The 19,828-nt window shown below is 65.8% G+C and carries 18 protein-coding genes and 2 pseudogenes; 10 read left to right on the forward strand and 10 right to left on the reverse strand.

The window, feature by feature from the left end; genetic code table 11:
• Window positions 1-43: 43 nt before the first annotated feature.
• Together BGI51_RS19230 and BGI51_RS19235 are read right to left on the reverse strand one after the other, a co-directional pair.
• Window positions 44-1,737, reverse strand: a pseudogene (locus BGI51_RS19230) (DEAD/DEAH box helicase).
• Window positions 1,738-2,018: 281 nt separating this feature from the next.
• Window positions 2,019-2,768, reverse strand: a complete 750-nt coding sequence (locus BGI51_RS19235) for a spermidine synthase (RefSeq protein ID WP_187979379.1) — start codon at window positions 2,766-2,768, stop codon at window positions 2,019-2,021.
• Between the two features lie 112 nt (window positions 2,769-2,880).
• Between BGI51_RS19235 and BGI51_RS19240 the strand changes: the two genes are divergently transcribed.
• On the forward strand, window positions 2,881-4,227 hold the full coding sequence (locus BGI51_RS19240) for a class II 3-deoxy-7-phosphoheptulonate synthase (protein WP_187979380.1): 1,347 nt from the start codon (window positions 2,881-2,883) through the stop codon (window positions 4,225-4,227).
• Window positions 4,228-4,246: 19 nt separating this feature from the next.
• Here the strand turns inward: BGI51_RS19240 and BGI51_RS19245 are convergent, their stop codons facing one another.
• A complete protein-coding gene (locus BGI51_RS19245) occupies window positions 4,247-5,446 on the reverse strand; it encodes a winged helix-turn-helix domain-containing protein (protein WP_187979381.1) in 1,200 nt (399 codons plus the stop codon).
• Between the two features lie 34 nt (window positions 5,447-5,480).
• Window positions 5,481-5,732 (reverse strand): DUF1127 domain-containing protein, encoded by a 252-nt coding sequence (locus BGI51_RS19250; RefSeq protein ID WP_187979382.1) that lies wholly within the window; start codon window positions 5,730-5,732, stop codon window positions 5,481-5,483.
• 101 nt (window positions 5,733-5,833) lie between these two features.
• Between BGI51_RS19250 and BGI51_RS19255 the strand changes: the two genes are divergently transcribed.
• A complete protein-coding gene (locus tag BGI51_RS19255) occupies window positions 5,834-6,685 on the forward strand; it encodes a LysR substrate-binding domain-containing protein (RefSeq protein ID WP_187981358.1) in 852 nt (283 codons plus the stop codon).
• Here BGI51_RS19255 and BGI51_RS19260 read toward each other — a convergent pair whose 3' ends face one another.
• From BGI51_RS19260 to earP, 3 genes and pseudogenes are all read right to left on the reverse strand, one after another.
• Window positions 6,686-7,426, reverse strand: coding sequence for a sulfite exporter TauE/SafE family protein (locus BGI51_RS19260; protein WP_187981359.1), 741 nt, complete (start codon window positions 7,424-7,426; stop codon window positions 6,686-6,688).
• Between the two features lie 121 nt (window positions 7,427-7,547).
• The gene (gene efp, locus BGI51_RS19265; protein WP_166655901.1) at window positions 7,548-8,114 is read right to left on the reverse strand and encodes an elongation factor P; all 567 of its coding nucleotides are present in this window, start codon (window positions 8,112-8,114) and stop codon (window positions 7,548-7,550) included.
• Between the two features lie 48 nt (window positions 8,115-8,162).
• A pseudogene (gene earP, locus BGI51_RS19270) lies at window positions 8,163-9,289 on the reverse strand (elongation factor P maturation arginine rhamnosyltransferase EarP); the annotation flags it as partial.
• A 138-nt stretch (window positions 9,290-9,427) separates the two neighbouring features.
• On the opposite strand from earP, the gene BGI51_RS19275 reads away from it, so the two are divergent.
• Complete coding sequence (locus tag BGI51_RS19275) at window positions 9,428-10,129, forward strand: endonuclease (RefSeq protein ID WP_133860664.1); 702 nt, start codon at window positions 9,428-9,430, stop codon at window positions 10,127-10,129.
• Window positions 10,130-10,135: 6 nt separating this feature from the next.
• Here the strand turns inward: BGI51_RS19275 and BGI51_RS19280 are convergent, their stop codons facing one another.
• The 3 genes from BGI51_RS19280 to BGI51_RS19290 all read right to left on the reverse strand — a co-directional run bounded on the left by BGI51_RS19280 (window position 10,136) and on the right by BGI51_RS19290 (window position 12,852).
• Complete coding sequence (locus BGI51_RS19280) at window positions 10,136-10,747, reverse strand: tRNA-(ms[2]io[6]A)-hydroxylase (protein WP_166655902.1); 612 nt, start codon at window positions 10,745-10,747, stop codon at window positions 10,136-10,138.
• Window positions 10,748-10,820: 73 nt separating this feature from the next.
• Entirely contained in the window at window positions 10,821-11,297 is a 477-nt protein-coding gene (locus BGI51_RS19285) for a DUF1289 domain-containing protein (RefSeq protein ID WP_133860666.1), read from the reverse strand.
• 109 nt (window positions 11,298-11,406) lie between these two features.
• Window positions 11,407-12,852 (reverse strand): NCS1 family nucleobase:cation symporter-1, encoded by a 1,446-nt coding sequence (locus tag BGI51_RS19290; protein WP_187979383.1) that lies wholly within the window; start codon window positions 12,850-12,852, stop codon window positions 11,407-11,409.
• 298 nt (window positions 12,853-13,150) lie between these two features.
• Between BGI51_RS19290 and BGI51_RS19295 the strand changes: the two genes are divergently transcribed.
• The 7 genes from BGI51_RS19295 to BGI51_RS19325 all read left to right on the forward strand — a co-directional run bounded on the left by BGI51_RS19295 (window position 13,151) and on the right by BGI51_RS19325 (window position 19,821).
• Window positions 13,151-13,855 carry a GntR family transcriptional regulator gene (locus BGI51_RS19295; protein ID WP_187979384.1) on the forward strand — a complete coding sequence of 235 codons (705 nt, stop codon included), beginning with the start codon at window positions 13,151-13,153 and terminating at the stop codon, window positions 13,853-13,855.
• Window positions 13,856-13,863: 8 nt separating this feature from the next.
• Window positions 13,864-14,595 (forward strand): aspartate/glutamate racemase family protein, encoded by a 732-nt coding sequence (locus BGI51_RS19300; protein ID WP_187979385.1) that lies wholly within the window; start codon window positions 13,864-13,866, stop codon window positions 14,593-14,595.
• Window positions 14,596-14,945: 350 nt separating this feature from the next.
• Window positions 14,946-17,546 (forward strand): bifunctional aconitate hydratase 2/2-methylisocitrate dehydratase, encoded by a 2,601-nt coding sequence (gene acnB / locus BGI51_RS19305; protein ID WP_187979386.1) that lies wholly within the window; start codon window positions 14,946-14,948, stop codon window positions 17,544-17,546.
• 220 nt (window positions 17,547-17,766) lie between these two features.
• The gene (locus BGI51_RS19310; protein ID WP_082900463.1) at window positions 17,767-17,979 is read left to right on the forward strand and encodes a hypothetical protein; all 213 of its coding nucleotides are present in this window, start codon (window positions 17,767-17,769) and stop codon (window positions 17,977-17,979) included.
• A gap of 43 nt (window positions 17,980-18,022) precedes the next feature.
• Window positions 18,023-19,090, forward strand: a complete 1,068-nt coding sequence (locus BGI51_RS19315; RefSeq protein ID WP_187979387.1) for an endo-1,4-beta-xylanase — start codon at window positions 18,023-18,025, stop codon at window positions 19,088-19,090.
• Between the two features lie 280 nt (window positions 19,091-19,370).
• On the forward strand, window positions 19,371-19,589 hold the full coding sequence (locus tag BGI51_RS19320) for a hypothetical protein (RefSeq protein WP_158897040.1): 219 nt from the start codon (window positions 19,371-19,373) through the stop codon (window positions 19,587-19,589).
• 142 nt (window positions 19,590-19,731) lie between these two features.
• Entirely contained in the window at window positions 19,732-19,821 is a 90-nt protein-coding gene (locus tag BGI51_RS19325; protein ID WP_017640468.1) for a potassium-transporting ATPase subunit F, read from the forward strand.
• Window positions 19,822-19,828 lie beyond the last annotated feature (7 nt).

Raw genomic sequence — 19,828 nt, forward strand, 5'->3', positions numbered from 1 at the left:
TTACAGCGCCGGGGCCTGATTTTCGCCAGCGAAACGCTGGGGATCAATCCTCGCGATAGCGACGCAGGCGCAGGGCCTTGCCGGCTACGCGGGTGTCCTTGAGCTTGGTCAGCAGACGCTCCAGGCCGTCCTCGGGCAGCTCCACCAGGCTGAAGGAGTCACGGATCTGGATGCGGCCGATGGCCTCGCGATCCATGCCGCCTTCATTGATGATGGCACCCAGCAGATTCTTGGCGGCAACGCCGTCACGGGCGCCCAGGGCGGTGCGGCAACGCACGCGGCCTTCCGGCAGCGGCTGCATCGGGCGACGCTCACCACGATCCGGGCGCTCGCCGCGCTCACCACGCTCAGGACGATCGCCACGCTCGGTACGCGGACGGTCGCCACGGCCCGCGCCGGGGGTCAGCGGCTGCTCACGGCGCAACGACTCGATATCGAGGGCGCGGCCGGCGGTCAGCTTGGCCAGCAGCGCAGCGGCCAGGGTCGAAGGATCGCATTGCAGACGCTCGCACAGCTCCTGACGCAGCGCGCCGTGGGTAGCATCGGCATCGGCCAGCAGCGAACCCACGCCATCGGCCAGACGGGAGATACGGGCTTCCAGCACGGCTTCGGCGTCGGGCAGGCGGATCTCGCCAACCCGCTGACCGGTAACGCGCTCGATCACCTGCAGCATGCGCCGCTCGCGCGGGTGACCAGCAGCAGCGCGCGGCCTTCACGACCGGCACGACCGGTACGACCGATACGGTGCACATAGGACTCGGGATCGTAGGGCATGTCCACGTTGAGCACGTGGGTGATGCGCGCCACGTCCAGACCGCGCGCCGCCACGTCGGTGGCGACCACGATGTCCAGCGAACCGTCCTTGAGGGACTCGATGGTCTTCTCGCGCTGAGCCTGGGGCATGTCGCCGTTCAGGGCGCTGACGCGATAGCCCTGGCGCTCGAGCAGCTCGGCCAGGTCCAGGGTCGCCTGCTTGGTCCGCACGAAGGCGATCAGGGCGTCGAAGTTCTCCACTTCCAGCAGGCGCAACACCGAGGCGGGCTTCTGGTCGGCATGGACCATCAGATGCGCCTGCTCGATGCGGGCGACGGTCTGGGTCTTGGCCGCGATGCGGACGTGTTGCGGGTTCTTCAGATGACGTTCGGCGATGGCGCGGATCGACGGCGGCAGGGTCGCCGAGAACAGGACGGTCTGGCGGGTTTCCGGCATGGCTTCGAAGATGAATTCGAGGTCGTCCATGAAGCCCAGCTTGAGCATCTCGTCGGCTTCGTCGAGCACCAGGCGCTGGACGGTGGCCAGCAGATTGTCGTCACGGCGCAGGTGGTCGCACAGACGGCCGGGGGTGGCGACCAGTACCTGGGCACCCATGCGCAGGGACTTCAGCTGCGGACCCATGGGCGCGCCGCCGTAGAGAGCCACGACTTTGACGCCAGGCATCTCGGTGGAATAGGTTTCGCAGGCGGTTGCGACCTGCAGGGCCAGTTCACGGGTAGGAACCAGCACCAGAATCTGGGGTTCACGACGGGACGGGTCGAGCTGCGAGAGCAGCGGCAGAGCAAAGGCTGCGGTCTTGCCGGTACCGGTCTGCGCCTGGCCGATCATGTCGTGGCCGGCGAGGATCACCGGAATGGACTGCGACTGGATGGGCGACGGCTCTTCGTAACCGACGGCCTTGATGGCGGCGAGGATGGCGGGATTGAGATTGAGCGCAGCGAAATTGCTGATGTCCTGGGTCATTGTCTTGCCTCGTGTGCTTCGCAAAGACCCCAAAGCCAAGAGCTGCGCTTATCCGAATGACCGAAGTCGCCCAGGCAGCCAAGGTGTGAGCTTTTTGCGAAATAGCGGATGAAAGGGGGTGAAGCGTCTAGGATTGTTCGCCGTCGGGCGAACGCACGACCGGGGTGGCCATGGTGGCGGACCGGGAGAATGCAGTTCCTGAACGGAAGGTCAAAAAGACCGGGGCGAATAATACCCGAACCCTGGACATTTCTCCAGAGAACCTTGGTCTACTTTTGAGGTCAGGTTGCCGCACGCACGTTGTCCAGATAGGACTCCAGATCGAAGCCGATGCGCAGGCTCAGTTCCCGAACGCGCTGCCGCGCACCCGCCTCGTCCAGCTCCTGTTCCAGACTCGCCGGTACCAGCAGGATCACGTTGCCCTCCACCACCGGGCACTCCCAGTAGTGATGACGGAACAGCCCGCGCAGCAGCGCGGCGCCCAGCGGCTTGCCGTCGGTGGCGCTCCACTGGTTGATCATCAGCCAGCCGCCCGGATTGAGCTTGGCCTGGCAGTTTTCCAGAAAGCGCCAGGCCAGATGGGCGCTGGAGGGGCCGACGTCGGTGTAGAGATCGACAAAGATCAGATCGGCAGGCGCTGCGCTGTCGAGCAGGTCCAGGGCATCGCCGATGCGGATCGCCAGGCGTGGATCCTCGGCCAGGCCCAGATGCTGGCGGGCCAGGCGCGGCACCGCGGGGCGCAGCTCCAGCGCCTCCACCGCCTCCAGGGGCAGCCACTTTAGGCAGGCCTGGGTCAGGGTACCGGCGCCCAGCCCGAGAAACAGCGCACGGCGTGGTTGCGGGTGGCAAAGTGCGCCCAGCAGCATGGCGCGGTTGTAGTCATATTCCAGCCAGGCCGGGTCCTGGGTGAAGACGCAGCTCTGCTCCACTTCCTCGCCGAACTCCAGAAAGCGATAAGGCCCCACCTCGACCACCCGGATCCGGCCATGGTCGTCGACGACCTCTTCCAGCAACACTTCCGTCTCGACCATCACCACCCTCCTCTATAGTCGCCCATGGTAGCCGCGATGGGCACTGTCTATCGAGCGTTGCGCCCGTCATCGGTTACCATGGACGGCTTCGTCGCACCACTCAGAGAGAATCATGTCCGCGCCCTGGAGCCCCACCAGCTGGAGAAGCCTGCCCATCCAGCAGCAGCCCGAATACCCCGATCAAGCCCGCCTCGCCGATGTCGAGCGCACCCTGGCCGGCTATCCGCCCCTGGTATTTGCTGGCGAAGCCCGCGAATTGCGCCGGCAGTTCGCCGAGGTGACCCAGGGTCGGGCCTTCCTGTTGCAGGGCGGTGATTGCGCGGAAAGCTTCTTCGAATTCTCCGCGGGCAAGATTCGTGACACCTTCAAGGTGCTCCTGCAGATGGCGGTGGTCATGACCTTCGCCGCGGGCTGCCCGGTGGTCAAGGTCGGCCGCATGGCCGGCCAGTTCGCCAAGCCGCGCTCCTCTGGCGACGAAATCCAGGACGGCGTCTCCCTGCCGGCCTACCGCGGCGACATCGTCAACGGCATCGACTTCACCGAAGGCAGCCGTATCCCGGACCCGCAGCGGCTGATCCAGGCCTACAACCAGTCCACCGCGACGCTCAATCTGCTGCGTGCCTTTGCCCAGGGCGGCTTCGCCGACCTGCACCAGGTGCATCGCTGGAACCTGGACTTCATCGCCAACTCGGCCCTGGCCGACCGCTACCACCAGTTGGCGGATCGCATCGACGAGACCCTGGCCTTCATGCGTGCCTGTGGCCTGGACACCGCGGCCCAGGTCAAGGAAACCAACTTCTTCACCGCCCACGAGGCGCTGCTGCTCAACTACGAAGAAGCCTTCGTCCGCCGCGACAGCCTGACCGGCGACTGGTACGACTGCTCCGCGCACATGCTCTGGATCGGCGATCGCACCCGCCAGCCCGACGGTGCCCACGTCGAATTCCTGCGCGGCGTGAACAACCCCATCGGCGTCAAGGTCGGTCCTTCCACCACCAGCGAAGACCTGATCCGCCTGCTCGACACCCTTAACCCGGAGAACGATCCGGGACGCCTCAATCTCATCGTGCGCATGGGCGTGGGCAAGGTCGGCGATCACCTGCCGCGCCTGATCCAGACCGTGGAGCGCGAAGGCCGCCAGGTGCTGTGGAGTTCCGACCCCATGCACGGCAACACCATCAAGGCCTCCACCGGCTACAAGACCCGGGATTTCGCCAGCGTGCTGGGCGAGGTCAAGGAGTTCTTTGGCGTGCACCAGGCCGAGGGCACCTACGCGGGCGGCATCCATATCGAGATGACCGGCCAGAACGTCACCGAGTGCATCGGCGGCGCCCGCCCGGTCACCGAAGACGCCCTGTCCGACCGCTATCACACCCATTGCGACCCGCGTCTGAACGCCGACCAGTCCCTGGAGCTGGCCTTCATGATCGCCGAGACGCTCAAGGGCATCCGCCGCTAGGCAGAGGGCGCGGCGCGATCTAGTGCCGCGCAACAGCCTCACGCAAGACGTCCGCCGGCCCGTGCAACTGCAGGTCGGCGAGACCCAGCCAAGCAGCCAGGGAGCGCAACTGCGCCGCCAGGGCATCCAGTCCTTCGTCATCCAGGCCTGCCGCCTCCAGATGCACCGCATGCACTGCCAGGCGCGACTGCGCCCGCTCGGCGCGCAGATCCACCCGTGCCGCCAGCCGCTCCCGATAGAGAAAGGGCAATACGTAGTAGCCATAGACCCGTTTGGGCGCCGGGGTATAGATCTCCAGTCGATAGCGGAATCCGAACAGCTGCTCGGTGCGCTCGCGCTCCCAGACCAGGGAGTCGAAGGGCGACAGCAGCGCCGCCGCCTGCACCGGACGCCCGGGATTCGGCGGCTCGGCCACATAGGCCGGCTTCGACCAGCCCTGCACCTGAACGAGCTGCAGACTGCCCTCCTCCTGCAATTCGGCGATGCCCTGCCGCGCTTCGGCGGGACTCAGGCGAAAGTAGTCGCGCAGCTGGACTTCGCTCGCCACGCCCAGGGCACGGGCACTGCGCAGCAGCAAGGCCCGGCGCGCGGCTTCCGGCGTAGGAGCAGGCGCCGCGAGGATCTCCGCCGGGAGCACCCGCTCGGGCAGGTCATAGAGGCGCTCGAAGCCGCGCCGTCCGGCCACCGTCACCTCACCCGCGGCGAACAGCCACTCCAGCGCCAGCTTGCCCGGACTCCAGTCCCACCAGGGACCGGCCTGCTCGACCCGCTTCGCCAGGCTGCCAGCGCCCAGGGCGCCCCGTTGCACCACCGCCTCCAGGGTCTGGGCGACGACCTGCGGCTGCTCGACGGCGAACCGCGCCAATTGCCGATAGATGCCAATGCCCTGGCGCGCCTGATCGCGTCGCCAGCGCAGTTCGGCCCAAACCTCGGCCGGCACCAGCGAGGCTTCATGGGCCCAGCATTCATAGAGCTGCCGCTTGCGCCCCTGACCCCAGGCCAGGGCATCGAAGTCGGCGAAGGCATAGCGGCCGAGACGACTGAACAGCGACAGATAGTGCGAGCGCACCAGGGCATTGACCGAGTCGATCTGCAGCACATTCAGGCGTGCGGCCTGGCGATACATAGCGGCCAGGCCCGCACCGCCCTTGGGTTGACTCCCAAAACCCTGGGCACGCAAGGCCAGGCGCCGGGCTTCGCGCAGGGAAAGGCTATCCATCCGAGCTCCTGACAGAGAGAGGTGATCTTCCACCCTAGCAGGATCGGCGGCGGCCCTCCTCTGCGGGTTGCCGCCAGAACGGCTTGTCGGCTTCCTGCCAGGCATCGGCGCGACTCAGGCCGAGGTCGTGCAGCGCGCCCTCATCCAGTCGATAGAGGGCCCGGCGTTGACGAGATAGCTCGACCGCCCGGCGCAACCAGGCCCAGACCTGCCGCAGACGGAAGATGACGCCCGGAACACCCGGGGTCCGCGCAGACGAATCTTGGTGAGCGATGAGCTGAGCCATGGTGAATCTTCTGCTACAGGGGCTATGGCTCAAGTCTGGAAGCTGGCATAACATCAATCCAACGAATCTTTCTGATGCGATCCATTCGCCTGGTTGATGCCATGAGTTATCCGAGCATAGAGACCGATCTATTGCGCACCTTCGTCGCCATCGCCGATCAGGGTGGCTTTACCCGCGCGGCCGAGGTGGTCAATCGCACCCAGTCGGCGGTGAGCATGCAGATGCGCAAGCTCGAAGAGAACGTACTGCAGCGGCGGCTGTTCGAACGGGAGGGCCGCCAGGTGCGCCTGACGGCGGAGGGTCAGATCCTGCTGGGCTTCGCCCGGCGCATCCTCAAGCTGCATGGGGAGGTGATGACCACCCTGCGCGAACCGCACATGGTGGGTACGGTGCGTATCGGCACCCCCGATGATTACGTGATGAGGTTCATTCCCGGCATCCTGGCGGGCTTCGCCAAGGCCTATCCGCTGGTGCAGGTGGACGTCCATTGCGAGACCACCGCCGGCCTGCTGCAACGCCAGGACCTGGACCTGACCATCGTCACCCGTGAACCGGGCAACGAGATTGGCCTGCCCCTGCGTCGCGAGCGCTTCATCTGGGCGGAGGCGCCGGGTTTCGATATCCACCAGCGCGATCCGCTGCCGCTGGCGATGTTCAACACCTCGTGCTTTCTCAGCGAATGGGCGCGCCGGGCGCTGGACAATCGCGGCCGCGGCTATCGCCTGGCCTACAGCAGCCCGAGCCTTGCCGCCCTGCTCGGCATCGTCAAGGCCGGCCTCGCCGTCACCGCGCAGCTGGAAAGCCTGCTGCCGAGCGAGCTGCGCCGGCTGGGAGAGGCCGACGGCATGCCCGACCTGCCGGCCTGCTCCATCGAACTGCTGCGCAATCCGCGCAGCGCCTCGCCGATCATCGACACCCTCGCCGAGCACATCGCCGAGGGCTTTCGGCAGTAGTCAGCGCAGCGCCAGCAGCACCGCACACAGCAGCAGGAAACCGCAGAACAGCAGACGCAGCAGCCGCTCCGGCAACTGGTGCGCCAACTTCACGCCCCAGCTCACGCTGAGCAGTCCACCCAGGGCGAGCGGAATACCCACGCTCCAGTCGACTTCCCCATGCCAGGCATAGCTGGCCAGGGTGACCCCAGTGGTCGGCAGCGCCATGGCCAGGGACATGCCCTGGGCCGCCACCTGGGTCATGCCCATCACCCCGGCGAGAATGGGGGTGGCGATCACCGCGCCACCGACGCCAAACAGCCCGCCGACCAGCCCCGCCACCAGCCCCAGCACCCCGAGCCCCAGGCGACTCGGCGTCGTCAGCGGCGGCTGGCCACGGCGATAGAGTTGCCAGAGGTTGTAGAGCACCAGCACGAGCAGGAAGCCGACGAAGCCGTGGCGCATGGAGCGGGCGTCCAGGGACACCGCCAGCGCCGTACCCGCCAGGGCCGAGAGCATGCCGGCGGCGGCCAGCAGACCGGCGCGCTGCCAGTCGATGCGATTGCGCTGGTTGTACTTGTAGACCGACAGCAGCACGTTGGGCACCACCATCACCAGGGCGGTGCCCTGGGCCAGTTGCTGGTCGAGGCCGAACAGCAGGGCCAGCACCGGAATGGCGATCAAGCCACCGCCGATGCCGAACAACCCACCCACCACACCCAGCACCGCCCCGAGGGCGATATCGATCAAGAGCTGAGACAGCAATTCCACGGCGCACTACCCAGAAGCGAACAGATTCGGAAACCGTTGTCCGGCGCACCGCCAGCGGAGCGCCAGACAGCAAAAAGCCCGGCAAGCCGGGCTTTCTAGCGAGACGCCGGGTTTAGACCTTGGCGCGCGACTTGTACTCGTTGGTACGGGTGTCGATCTCGATGTGGTCACCGATGTCGCAGAACTCGGAGACCTTCAGCTCGTAGCCGTTGTTCAGGCGAGCGGTCTTCATGACCTTGCCCGAGGTGTCGCCGCGAACGGCCGGCTCGGTGTAGGAGATCTGGCGCACGATGGTGGTGGGCAGTTCGATGGAGATGACGCGGTCGTTGTAGAACACCGCTTCGCAGACGTCGGTCATGCCGTCTTCGATGAAGGCGATGGCATCGCCCAGGTCGTCTTTCTCGACTTCGTACTGGTTGTAGTCGTTGTCGACGAACACGTACAGGGGATCGGCAAAGTAGGAATAGGTCACTTCCTTGCGATCCAGAATCACCGGCTCGAGCTTGTCGTCGGCGCGGAAGACGGTCTCGGTCGCGCTGCCGGAGAGCAGGCTCTTCAGCTTCATCTTGACCACTGCAGCGTTACGGCCGGACTTGTTGTATTCAGCTTTCTGGATGACCCAGGGAGCGTTGTCGATCATGGCCACTTGGCCGGCACGGAACTCTTGTGCGGTTTTCATGCGGTTATCCGTATGGATGGAAGAACGGGATTTCGAGGCGCCATATGATAGCCAATCTGTATGGAAATGCACCAGGCTGGCGGCAAGATCGCTGTGAGAAGCCATCCGATCGCTCCAGTCACGCGCCAACAGACGCCATTCCCCGACCTGTGTGTCCAGCGCCGACCAGGCGGCTGCCAGGTCGCCGCGACCGTTCCAGGCCAGCCACAGGGCACTGACCGCGGAGCCCAGTTCAGGAGTGCCAGACGCCACATAGCGCGCCAGGAAGGCCTCGAGCTTGACGAAGTGGGCGTCCTCTTCCTGCGGGTAGATGTGCCAGACGAAGGGATGCGCCGCCCACTGCGCGCGGACGAAGGAGTCCTCCCCGCGGATGGCATTGAAGTCGCAGCACCACAGCAGCCGGTCGTACTCCTGCTGGGAGACGAAGGGCAGCACCTGCACCCGCAGGGCGCCGCGACGGTGGCCGTCGCCGGCCTTGAGCCAGTCCACGCCGAGCCAGGCGGCGACGTTCGCCAGCACCCGTCCTTCCGGCACCAGCAGGCAGGTAGGCTGGGCGCCGACGCTGAGGGCGTCGAGCCAGTCGATCAGCGCCGGGTTCTCGTAGGCGAACAGCGAGAACAGCCGCTCCCCGGGCTGGCGCCGCACGCCCAGCCCAGCGAGAAAGTCGTCCCGGACCGCGGCAGCCTGGAGGAAGCCGTCACGCTGATCGAGCAGATCGTGCTCACGCAGCAGCCCGCCCACCTTGGCGGTAAAGCCGGGAAAGAAGAAGTACTTGTTCAGCCCGGTGGGCTGCAGCGAAGGCAGCGCGTGACAGCCTTCGATCCACTCCTCGGCGCTCAGGTATTCCAGGTTGAGCCAGAGCGGGCGCTCGGCGCGACGCGCCATGGCGGTGACGAAACCTTCCGGCAACTGACAGGCGAAGGCTTCCACCACCACGTCGCCGGGCTCGGCCGCCGTCCAGTCGGCGTGCCAGAGCCGCACCTCGACCCCGCGATGCCATTGCTGCTCGGCGGTGCCATCGACCCCGGCTGGATCCGCGCCAGGGGATAGAGGTCGTCGATCCAGAGGCGGACCTGCTGTCCATGCTCGGCGACCAACTGATGGGCCAGACGCCAGGTGATACCCGCGTCGCCATAGTTGTCCACCACCGTGCAAAAGATGTCCCAGGCTGCCATGCCATACCTCTAAGTCATTGATATCGAATCGTGTTCCGCCTGATTGGCGGGCGGACGCGGGACGGCTTCCAGTGAACCCAGTCACACCGCGACCAAGAGCGGGTCGGTAGTATCCGCGCTTTTTCGGACGGATTCTAAATGTCGTTGCGCCCTGCCCTGCTGTTCTGCCTGAGCCTGGCTTCCCTGAGCGCCCTGGCGACGCCCCAGCCGCCGCAGCCGCCGCGTACCTTCGGCGAAGCCAAGGTAGTGGCGGCCAAGGTCTATGCCAAGCAAGGCGTGGACTTCTATTGCGGCTGCCACTACAGCGGCAAGACCGTGGACCTCAAGAGCTGCGGCTACGTCCCGCGCAAGAGCGCCCAGCGCGCCAGCCGCATCGAGTGGGAACACATCGTCCCCGCCTGGGTGATCGGCCACCAGCGCCAGTGCTGGCAGAAAGGCGGTCGCCAGAACTGCACGGCCAACGACCCGGTGTACCAGAAGGCCGAGGCCGACCTCTTCAACCTGGTACCGGTGGTCGGCGAGGTCAATGGCGACCGCAGCAACTTCGCCTTCGGCTGGCTGCCGCAGAAGCCCAACCAGTATGGCGCCTGCCAGATGGTGGTGGACTTCAAGGCCAAGACCGCCATGCCCCGCCCGGAAATCCGCGGCATGGTCGCCCGTACCTACTTCTACATGAGCGATCGCTACGACCTGCGCCTGTCCAAGCAGGATCGCCAGCTCTACACCGCCTGGACCAAGCAGTATCCGCCGGAGGCCTGGGAGCGTCAGCGCAACCAGCGCCTGGCCTGCATCATGGGGCGCGGCAATCCCTATGTCGGCGAGACCAAGGCCTGCAAATAATGCGCTTCAAGCAGCGGTTGGAATCCCGCTGTGGAATCTCAACTCGCGATCGCTGGAGGTGATCAATTCCACCTCCAGGGCGCGGACCTCGGCGATCTTGGCGTCGACGTCGTCGCGCTCGCCATAGAGATAGGCGAGCTTGAGATAGTCCTGGAAATGCCGGGCCTCGGAGGCCAGCAGACCGCTGTAGAACTTGCCCAGCTCCGCGTCCAGGTGGGGCGCCACCGCACCGAAGCGCTCGCAGGAGCGACATTCGATGAAGGCACCGATCACCAGGCTGTCGGTCAGCTTCAGCGGCTCATGGTTGCGGCAGAGCTTGCGCAGGGCGCCGGCATAGCGGGCCGAACTGACGTTGCGGTGCTCGATGCCGCGACGCTTCATGATCTGCAGCACCTGTTCGAAATGGCGCAGCTCTTCGCGGGCGATGCGCGACATCTTCCAGGACAGCTCGGCGCGATTGGAATAGGTGAACAGATAGTGGAAGGCGGCGCCGGCGGCCTTCTTCTCGTTGTTGGCGTGGTCCTGCAGCAGCGTCGGCAGGTCCTGCAGCGCGGCCTCGACCCAGGCATCCGGCGTGCGGCAACCGAGGAATTCGTTCATCTCGGGCAAGGACATCAGCGTGCTCCCGTGCAAAAGCCGCGCATTATAGAGAAAGGCAGGCGCCTGGGCAGCGCCGCCTGCCTGCTGGCGTTCAGACGCGGCTGTCGATGCCTTCGAGCAGGAAGCGCGGAGCGATGTAGCGGTCGTAGTGGGCTTCGGAGAGCAGGAAGAATTCCCGGTCGATGGCGTCGCGCAACTCGGCCAGGGGGCGATCGCGAAACTCCGGCAGCAGGCGCAGCCCATAGGCATCCAGTTGCTGGATGTGGCGCGCGCCCCGGGCCAGCAACTGATAGGCCCAGCAATACTCCGACTGATCGGGCCGGAAGCGGATGCTGCGTTGCTGCAACTGCTGGCGCAACAGTGCCGGATCGAAGACATCGACCTTGGCCGACACCACCTGCACCAGCAGCAGCTCCAGACGTGCCCACACGGCGCGCCGCTCCTCTTCGCTGTAGAGATTCCAGTTCACCACCTCGTGGTGGAATCTCTTGCAGCCACGACAGACGTGGTCGCCGAACATCGTCGAGCACAGGCCGACACAGGGCGTCTTGATGACAGGAGCGGGCATGGGCGGCAAGCCTTGGAGCAAAACGCCTAGTCTAGCCGGAAACGTCAACGAACGGCGCGGGTGGCCCGCGCCGGTCGTGCAGAATCCCATCCTGATCACAGGATGCGGATCACACCGCGGCGACACCCCGGCTCGCCAGCGGACTGGCGCTGCGGCGGCTCAACCCGTAGAAGAACAGTCCACCGAGGAAGCAGCCGGTGAACCAGGCGAAGTTGGCGATCGGCTTGAACCAGGGCACGAAGGTGAAGCACAACCCGATCAGCGCCGCGGCAACCAACGCCTGCACCGCCACCCAGTTGACGCCGCCGCTGTACCAGTAGGCGCCATTCGGGGTGTCGTCGAACAGCGCATCGACCTCGATCCGGCCTTTGCGCAGCAGGTAGTAGTCCACCAGCAGGATGCCGAACAGCGGGCCGATGCAGGCAGCCAGGACGTCCAGGGTGTAGTGGATCACCTCGGGGTTGTTGAACAGGTTCCAGGGGGTGAGGAAGATCGAGGCCACCGCGGCGATCATGCCGCCCGCGCGCCAGCTGATCTTGCTGGGCGCCACGTTGGCGAAGTCGAAGGCCGGCGAAACGAAGTTGGCGACGATGTTGATGCCGATGGTGGCGGTGACGAAGGTGAAGGCGCCGAGCAGCACCGCGGTGGTGTTGTCGATGCGGGCCACGGTGGCGATGGGATCGTGGATCATCTCGCCGAACACCGGGAGGGTGCCGGACACGATCACCACGGTGACCAGGGAAAACGCCAGGAAATTGATCGGCAGGCCCCAGAAATTGCCGCGACGCACATCCTGCATGGAGCGGCAGTAGCGGCTGAAGTCACCGAAGTTGAGCGTGGGCCCGGAGAAATAGGACACCACCAGGGCGATGGCGACGATCACCTGGCCGAAGGCGGCCCAGCCGGTCAGCTGCTTTTCCGCCAGGGTGAAGCTGATGTTGCTCCAGCCGGCGCGCCAGACAATCCAGGCGGCGAGCAGGAACATCACCGCATAGACGGCCGGACCGGCCCAGTCGATGAAGCGGCGGATGGATTCCATACCCGCCCAGAAGACGCAGGCCTGGAGGAACCAGAGGGTGAGGAAGCCGCCCCAGCCGAGATAGGACAGGCCCAGGAAGCTGCTGTCGCCATAGACCGCCAGCGCGGGAAAGAAGCGCAGCACCACGATGACCAGTGCACTGGAGGCCAGATAGGTCTGGATGCCGTACCAGGCCACCGCGATCAGGCCGCGGATCACCGCCGGGATGTTTGCGCCGAAGACGCCGAAGGCCAGGCGACAGATCACCGGATAGGGCACGCCAGCCTGCTGGCTGGGCCGGGCGACCAGATTGGCGATCACCTGAACGATGCAGATCCCTACCAGCAGGGCGATCAGCACCTGCCAGCTGGCCAGGCCCAGGGCGAACAGGCTGGCGGCGAAGACATAGCCGCCGACGCTGTGCACGTCGCTCATCCAGAAGGCGAAGATGTTGTACCAATTCCATTTCTGCTCGACCGGGCCGAGGTCTTCGTTGTACAGACGTGGGCTGTAGCCCGGGGGAATCTGCTGGTTCATGGATCGCCTCCTCCGTGGTGGCGGGCACCTGCATACGGCGCCTGCCTTGTTTTGTATACAATCCCTCCAGGCAGAGTCCGTGCCAGGTGCTCCGAAATGGTCTTAACTCGCTGGCTCCATAGGAAATTTCCAGGAAAGGAGGCTCTAAGTCAGACGCCGGAGCGTTACCGGGGATGCACTCCCCTGGGGCGTTAGGTGGCAATGAGGCGCTACCTTGGCGCACAGATCCCGACGCATTCGCGCATCGTCAGCGCCCCAGACTTTGTATACAATTCAGGCAAATCGCCGGAGTCAGCCCATGAGTGCAGTACCCGCGTCACTCGCCGTTGCCGCCTCTCCCCGGGACGAGCGGATCTACCAGGACATCCTCGAGGCCATCGTCGAGCATCGCCTGGCGCCGGGTACCCGGCTGCCGGAAGACACCCTGGCGGAGACCTTCGGCATCAGCCGCACGGGCATCCGCAAGGTGCTGCAGCGACTGGCGCTGGAACGCCTGGTGACCCTGCGCGCCAATCGCGGCGCCCAGGTCGCCCAGCCCCGCGCCAAGGAAGCCCAGGACATCCTCGCCGCGCGCCAGCTGATCGAGCCGGCGCTGATGCCCCTGGTGGCCGCCCGGGTCGACAGCGCGCAGCTGGCGTCCCTGCGCCAGCTCTGCCTTGAGGAGCACGAGGCCCAGCACGGCGGGCGCCACAGCCTGGCGATCCAGCTGTCCGCGCGCTTTCACGTCGAACTCGCCGCGCTGGCCGACAATCAGGTGCTGACCGAACAGGTCGCCCAATTGGCCAGCCGCTCTTCGCTACTGATCGCCATCTACGGCTCGCGGCACAGCCTGGGCTGCGATTGCGGCCAGCACGAAGACCTGCTGGACCTGCTCGCCCGGGGCGAGGGTGCGGCCGCCAGCGACTGGATGGCGCGCCACCTGCGCCTGATCCGCGAATCCCTCCGGATCGACCGGCCCACGGCCGCCGAGCCCGATTTCCGCAGCATCTTCAAACGCAGTTGAGGCCCCTCATGCAGATCCAGGTCATCAATCCCAATACCAGTGCCAGCATGACCGCCAAGATCGGTCGCGCGGCCCAGGCCATCGCCCGTCCGGGCACCACCATCCTCGCCAGCAATCCCGAAGCCGGCCCCGTGTCCATCGAGAGTCACTACGACGAGGCCGTGGCCGCGGTCGGCGTGATCGAAGAGATGCGCAAGGGCGTCGAGGCGGGCTGCGCGGCCCATGTCATCGCCTGCTTTGGCGATCCGGGCCTGCTCGCCGCGCGGGAAATGGCCAGGGGGCCGGTGCTGGGCATCGCCGAGGCCGGCTTCCATCTGGCCAGTCTGCTGGCCACCCGTTTCGCCGTGGTGACCACCCTCACCCGCACCCGCATCATCGCCGAGCACCTGCTGCAGCGGTACGGCTTCGCCGAACTGTGCACCTCGGTACGCTGTATCGACCTGCCGGTACTGGCCCTGGAAGCCGCCGACGACAGCCTGATCGAACTGATCGCCGCCGAGGGTCGCCGTGCCCGCGACGAGGAAGGTGCCGGCGCCATCGTGCTCGGCTGCGGCGGCATGGCCGATCTGCGCGAGGCCCTGAGCGAAGCCATCGGCATCCCGGTGATCGAAGGCGTCAGCGCCGCGGTCAAGCTGGCCGAGTCCCTGGTGGACCTGGGGCTGGGCACCAGCAAGCATGGCGACCTGGCCTACCCCATCGCCAAGCCCTTCAGTGGACGCTTCGCCCATCTGGGCCGCTAGCCTGCCGCCGGGGTCCAACGACCGGGAGCAGATGCGACAACGCAGCGCTTAACTTCGCCCGAGGCTTGGCGTAGAATTAGGCAGCCTTATAGGCGCAATGTCCGATACGAAGCTGTTTTCAAAGCGTCACGAGCAAAGTATCCGGTGATCCGGCAGCGGCGGCCTCATCAACCGCCCTGCCGCCGATCAGCTCTTCAGCAGCCGGCGTAAAACTTTGAAAACAGCTTCCGGCGGAATGCGTCCGGCGCGACGGCGGTCCTGCCCGCAGCCTCCCCCGTCATACCCTGCCGGATACATTCCGGGGCGCCAGCCCCCGGACGCAATATTGGACCACTGATGAGGGTCAACCTGTGCTTGAAGCCTATCGTAACCACGTAGAAGAGCGTGCCGCCCAGGGCATCGTGCCCCAGCCGCTGAACGCCGAGCAAACGGCCGGTCTGGTCGAACTGCTGAAGAATCCCCCGGCCGGCGAAGAAGAATTTCTCGTCGACCTCATTACCAACCGCGTACCGCCGGGCGTCGACGAAGCCGCCTACGTGAAGGCCGGTTTCCTCTCCGCGGTCGCCAAGGGCGAAACCCAGTCCCCGCTGATCTCCCGCCAGCGCGCCACCGAATTGCTGGGCACCATGCAGGGCGGCTACAACATCGCCACCCTGGTCGAGCTGCTGGACGACGCCGAACTGGGCGCCGTGGCCGCCGAACAGCTCAAGCACACCCTGCTGATGTTCGATGCCTTCCACGACGTGGCCGAGAAAGCCAAGGGTGGCAACGCCCACGCCAAGGCCGTCCTGCAGTCCTGGGCCGAAGGCGAGTGGTACAAGAAGCGTCCGGAAATCGCCGAGAAGTACACCCTGACCGTGTTCAAGGTGCCGGGCGAAACCAACACCGACGACCTCTCTCCCGCCCCTGACGCCTGGTCGCGTCCGGACATCCCGCTGCACGCCCTGGCCATGCTGAAGATGGCGCGCGACGGCATCGTGCCCGAGCAGCAAGGCAGCATCGGTCCGCTGAAGCAGATCGAGGAAGTGCGCGCCAAGGGCTTCCCGGTCGCCTACGTCGGTGATGTGGTCGGTACTGGTTCTTCCCGCAAGTCCGCCACCAACTCGGTGCTGTGGTTCTTCGGCGACGACATCCCCTACGTGCCGAACAAGCGCGCTGGCGGTTTCTGCTTCGGCTCCAAGATCGCCCCGATCTTCTACAACACCATGGAAGACGCCGGCGCCCTGCCGATTGAATTCGACGTGTCGGAGCTGGAAATGGGCGACGTCATCGACGTCTATCCCAAGGCCGGCAAGGTCACCCGCCATGGCAGCGACGAGGTGCTCGCCACCTTCGAACTCAAGACCCCCGTGCTGCTGGACGAAGTCCGCGCCGGCGGCCGTATCCCGCTGATCGTCGGCCGCGGCCTGACCGAGAAGGCACGCGCCGAACTGGGCATGGGTCCGACCGACCTGTTCAACAAGCCGGACCAGCCGGCCGAGAGCAGCAAGGGCTACACCCTGGCGCAGAAGATGGTCGGCAAGGCCTGCGGCGTCGAGGGCGTACGCCCCGGCACCTACTGCGAGCCGAAGATGACCACCGTCGGCTCCCAGGACACCACCGGCCCGATGACCCGCGACGAGCTGAAGGACCTGGCCTGCCTGGGCTTCTCCGCCGACCTGGTGATGCAGTCCTTCTGCCACACCGCGGCCTATCCTAAGCCCATCGACGTCAAGACCCACCACACCCTGCCGGACTTCATCCGCACCCGTGGCGGTGTCTCCCTGCGTCCGGGCGACGGCATCATCCACAGCTGGCTGAACCGCATGCTGCTGCCCGACACCGTCGGCACCGGTGGCGATTCCCACACTCGCTTCCCGATCGGCATCTCCTTCCCGGCCGGTTCCGGCCTGGTGGCCTTCGCCGCTGCCACCGGCGTCATGCCGCTGGACATGCCGGAGTCGGTACTGGTGCGCTTCAAGGGCAAGATGCAGCCCGGGATCACCCTGCGTGACCTGGTGCATGCCATCCCCTACTACGCCATCCAGAAGGGCCTGCTGACCGTCGAGAAGAAGGGCAAGAAGAACATCTTCTCCGGCCGCATCCTCGAAATCGAAGGCCTGGAAGACCTGACCGTGGAGCAGGCGTTCGAGCTGTCCGATGCCTCCGCCGAGCGTTCCGCCGCCGGTTGCACCATCAAGCTGTCGCCCGAGTCCATCACCGAGTACCTGCAGTCCAACATCACCCTGCTGCGCTGGATGATCGAGGAAGGCTACGGTGATCCCCGCACCCTGGAGCGCCGTGCGCGCGCCATGGAAGCCTGGATCGCCAACCCGGAACTGCTCGCCGCCGATGCCGACGCCGAATACAGCGAAGTCATTGAGATCGACCTGGCCGAGGTCAACGAGCCGGTGCTGTGCGCCCCGAACGATCCGGACGACGCCCGCCTGCTGTCCCAGGTAGCCGGCGACAAGATCGATGAGGTGTTCATCGGTTCCTGCATGACCAACATCGGTCACTTCCGCGCCGCCGGCAAGCTGCTGGACAAGGTCAAGGGTTCGATCCCGACCCGTCTGTGGTTGTCGCCGCCGACCAAGATGGACCAGCACCAGTTGACCGAGGAAGGCTACTACGGCATCTACGGCAAGGCCGGCGCGCGCATGGAAATGCCGGGTTGCTCGCTGTGCATGGGCAACCAGGCCCGCGTGGCCGCCAACGCCACCGTGGTGTCCACCTCCACCCGTAACTTCCCCAACCGCCTGGGCGACGGTGCCAACGTCTACCTGGCGTCGGCGGAACTGGCCGCGGTGGCCTCGATCCTGGGCAAGCTGCCCAGCGTCGAGGAATACATGGAATACGCGAAGAGCATCGACAGCATGGCCGCGGACGTCTACCGCTACCTGAGCTTCGACCAGATCGCCGAATTCCGTGAAAGCGCCGAGAAAGCCCGTATCGCCGCCGTCGAAGTCTGACGCTAGCGTTCGGTACTGAAAAACCGCCCCTCGGGGCGGTTTTTTTATGGGGGTTTCGCCGTGGGGTGGACAAGGCGAAGCCTGTCCACGGAGCAAGCCGGGAACGGCCTTGGTGGCTGTCGGTAAAACAGGCTGCGCCGTTTTCCACGCTACGAAAGCCTTAAGCGGCACTTAACCCGGACGTTCTAGGCTCCGGGTTCCCTTATGCCGAGGTCTGCCCATGAAACGTCTTGCGGTCGTCATCCTGTCGGTCTCCCTGCTCGGCCTCAGCCAAGCGAGCCTGGCGGCGGGTTGCATCAAGGGTGCAGTGGTCGGCGGAATGGCCGGGCATGTCGCCGGTCACCATGCCATCGCCGGCGCCGTAGCCGGTTGTGCCATCGGCCACCACCTGGCGGCGAAGGCCAAGGAAGACGCGCAGCACGCTCACGGCTGATTGGCCGTCCGCCATCACGACCGACTGCTGGAGGATCATCCGGATGCCGCGTCCACTGCTTGCGCTGCTGTTGTCGCTGGGTCTCTGGAATGCCGCTGCCCTGGCCGCGGAGCCGACTGCCACGCGCGCCCTGACCACGGCCTATGGCGCCCGGCTGAAAATCGGCGCGGCGGTCGAGCCCGAACAACTCGCGGACGCCGACGGGGTGCTGCTGGCCCGGCAATTCAGCAGTCTGGTGGCGGAAAATGCCATGAAGCCCCTGCGCATTCATCCCCAGGAAGACCGCTATGTCTTCGGACCGGCCGATGCCCTCGTCGCCTTCGCTAAACAGCACGGCTTGGCGGTGCGGGGTCATACCCTGCTCTGGGGCAGCCACACCCCGGACTGGTTCTGGCAGGCTGCCGATGGCCAGCCGGCCACGCGCGAGCAGGTGCTGCAGCGCCTGAAGCAGCATATCGCCACGGTAGTCGGCCATTACCGCGGGCGGGTCTATGCCTGGGATGTGGTCAACGAGGCCATAGACCCCAATCAGTCCAGTTGCCTGCGCGACGATCGCTGGATGCAGGTGGTCGGTCCTGACTATCTCGCCGTGGCCTTTCGCGCCGCCCATGCCGCCGATCCCCAGGCGCGACTGTTCATCAACGACTTCAACACCCAGGAACCGGCCAAGCGCGACTGCCTGGCGCGGGTGGTGAAGGGCCTGCTGGCCGAGGGCGTGCCGGTGCAGGGCATCGGCCACCAGACCCATATCAGTATCTACTGGCCATCCCTGGCGGCCATCGACCAGTCGCTCACCACCTTCGCCCGCCTCGGACTGGAAAACCAGATCACCGAGCTGGACATGAGCCTCTACCAGCATCACGACTACCAGCCGCAGCAGCCACTGGCGCAGCGCCTGAACCTGCAGGCCGAGCGCTATCGCGACCTCATGGCCCTGGTGCTGGCCCATCCCGAGGTCACCGCGGTGACCTGGTGGGGCGTGGCCGATGATCATAGCTGGCTGAACCACCAGCCCGGGGCGCCCGGGGACGACCAGCCGCTGCTGTTCGATCGCCAGCAGCGGCCAAAGCCGGCCTATTGGGCGGTGCTGCATCTGCGACCGCATCAGTGAGTACGCCTTGCCAACGGCTCTGGCGCAGCCTCTTCACTCTCGCCCAGGCCAAGCCCTGTTACGGCTGGTGCCTGGATCGCGGCCTTGGGCCGTGCCTACGGTCATACCTGAGGTGGTAGGAGCGGCCCATGGCCGCGATATCGATGGCCCGCTGATGCTGCAGGTGATGGGTGGCGTCCACGGCACTCTGGTGGCCGAGGGGGAGAGCCGGAGAACTGATACGGATCAGCCTGGTCAATTGTTACAGGACATTACTTCGCACCCACGAGAGGTCGCCACCATGAAGCTCCTGCCTACCCTTGCCCTGTCTGTTCTGCTGCTCGGCGCCAGCCAAGCCACCTTCGCCGCCGGTTGCGTCAAGGGCGCCGTGGTCGGCGGCGCCGCGGGCCACGTTGCCGGTGGTCATGGCGTTGCCGGTGCCGCAGCGGGCTGCGCCATCGGTCACCACGAGGCCAACAAGAAGGCCAAGGAAGAACAGCAGGCCGCGCCCAAGCAATAGTCGCAAGGCCCCGCCCGCACTGGCGGGCGGGGCCGATTTAACGCTTTCTTTACGCCCCGCCACCACTCCCCGCCTCGCTTCTTTACGCCCCTCCTCCCGACAATTTCTCCACGCGGCAACGGCCGTCTCTGGAGAACTCGTGATGACCCCCTGGAATCTTCTGGCCCTGCTCCTGGCACTGGGTCTGTTCGTCTATCTGCTGGCGGCGCTGCTACGCGCCGGCCGGTCCTAGGGAGGCG

Origin of the sequence: Pseudomonas oryzihabitans, assembly GCF_014522265.1 — a bacterium.
Lineage (GTDB): Bacteria > Pseudomonadota > Gammaproteobacteria > Pseudomonadales > Pseudomonadaceae > Chryseomonas > Chryseomonas aestiva.

Excerpts from the sequence above, each read along its gene's own strand:
- efp (WP_166655901.1), bottom strand. The coding sequence starts at position 8,114 with ATGAAAACCGCACAAGAGTTCCGTGCCGGCCAAGTGGCCATGATCGAC.
- BGI51_RS19300 (WP_187979385.1), top strand. The coding sequence starts at position 13,864 with ATGCAGATCCAGGTCATCAATCCCAATACCAGTGCCAGCATGACCGCC.
- BGI51_RS19250 (WP_187979382.1), bottom strand. The coding sequence starts at position 5,732 with ATGGCTCAGCTCATCGCTCACCAAGATTCGTCTGCGCGGACCCCGGGT.
- BGI51_RS19275 (WP_133860664.1), top strand. The coding sequence starts at position 9,428 with ATGTCGTTGCGCCCTGCCCTGCTGTTCTGCCTGAGCCTGGCTTCCCTG.
- BGI51_RS19325 (WP_017640468.1), top strand. The coding sequence starts at position 19,732 with ATGACCCCCTGGAATCTTCTGGCCCTGCTCCTGGCACTGGGTCTGTTC.
- BGI51_RS19255 (WP_187981358.1), top strand. The coding sequence starts at position 5,834 with ATGAGTTATCCGAGCATAGAGACCGATCTATTGCGCACCTTCGTCGCC.
- BGI51_RS19245 (WP_187979381.1), bottom strand. The coding sequence starts at position 5,446 with ATGGATAGCCTTTCCCTGCGCGAAGCCCGGCGCCTGGCCTTGCGTGCC.
- BGI51_RS19310 (WP_082900463.1), top strand. The coding sequence starts at position 17,767 with ATGAAACGTCTTGCGGTCGTCATCCTGTCGGTCTCCCTGCTCGGCCTC.
- BGI51_RS19315 (WP_187979387.1), top strand. The coding sequence starts at position 18,023 with ATGCCGCGTCCACTGCTTGCGCTGCTGTTGTCGCTGGGTCTCTGGAAT.
- BGI51_RS19235 (WP_187979379.1), bottom strand. The coding sequence starts at position 2,768 with ATGGTCGAGACGGAAGTGTTGCTGGAAGAGGTCGTCGACGACCATGGC.
- BGI51_RS19290 (WP_187979383.1), bottom strand. The coding sequence starts at position 12,852 with ATGAACCAGCAGATTCCCCCGGGCTACAGCCCACGTCTGTACAACGAA.
- BGI51_RS19295 (WP_187979384.1), top strand. The coding sequence starts at position 13,151 with ATGAGTGCAGTACCCGCGTCACTCGCCGTTGCCGCCTCTCCCCGGGAC.
- BGI51_RS19240 (WP_187979380.1), top strand. The coding sequence starts at position 2,881 with ATGTCCGCGCCCTGGAGCCCCACCAGCTGGAGAAGCCTGCCCATCCAG.
- BGI51_RS19285 (WP_133860666.1), bottom strand. The coding sequence starts at position 11,297 with ATGCCCGCTCCTGTCATCAAGACGCCCTGTGTCGGCCTGTGCTCGACG.
- BGI51_RS19320 (WP_158897040.1), top strand. The coding sequence starts at position 19,371 with ATGAAGCTCCTGCCTACCCTTGCCCTGTCTGTTCTGCTGCTCGGCGCC.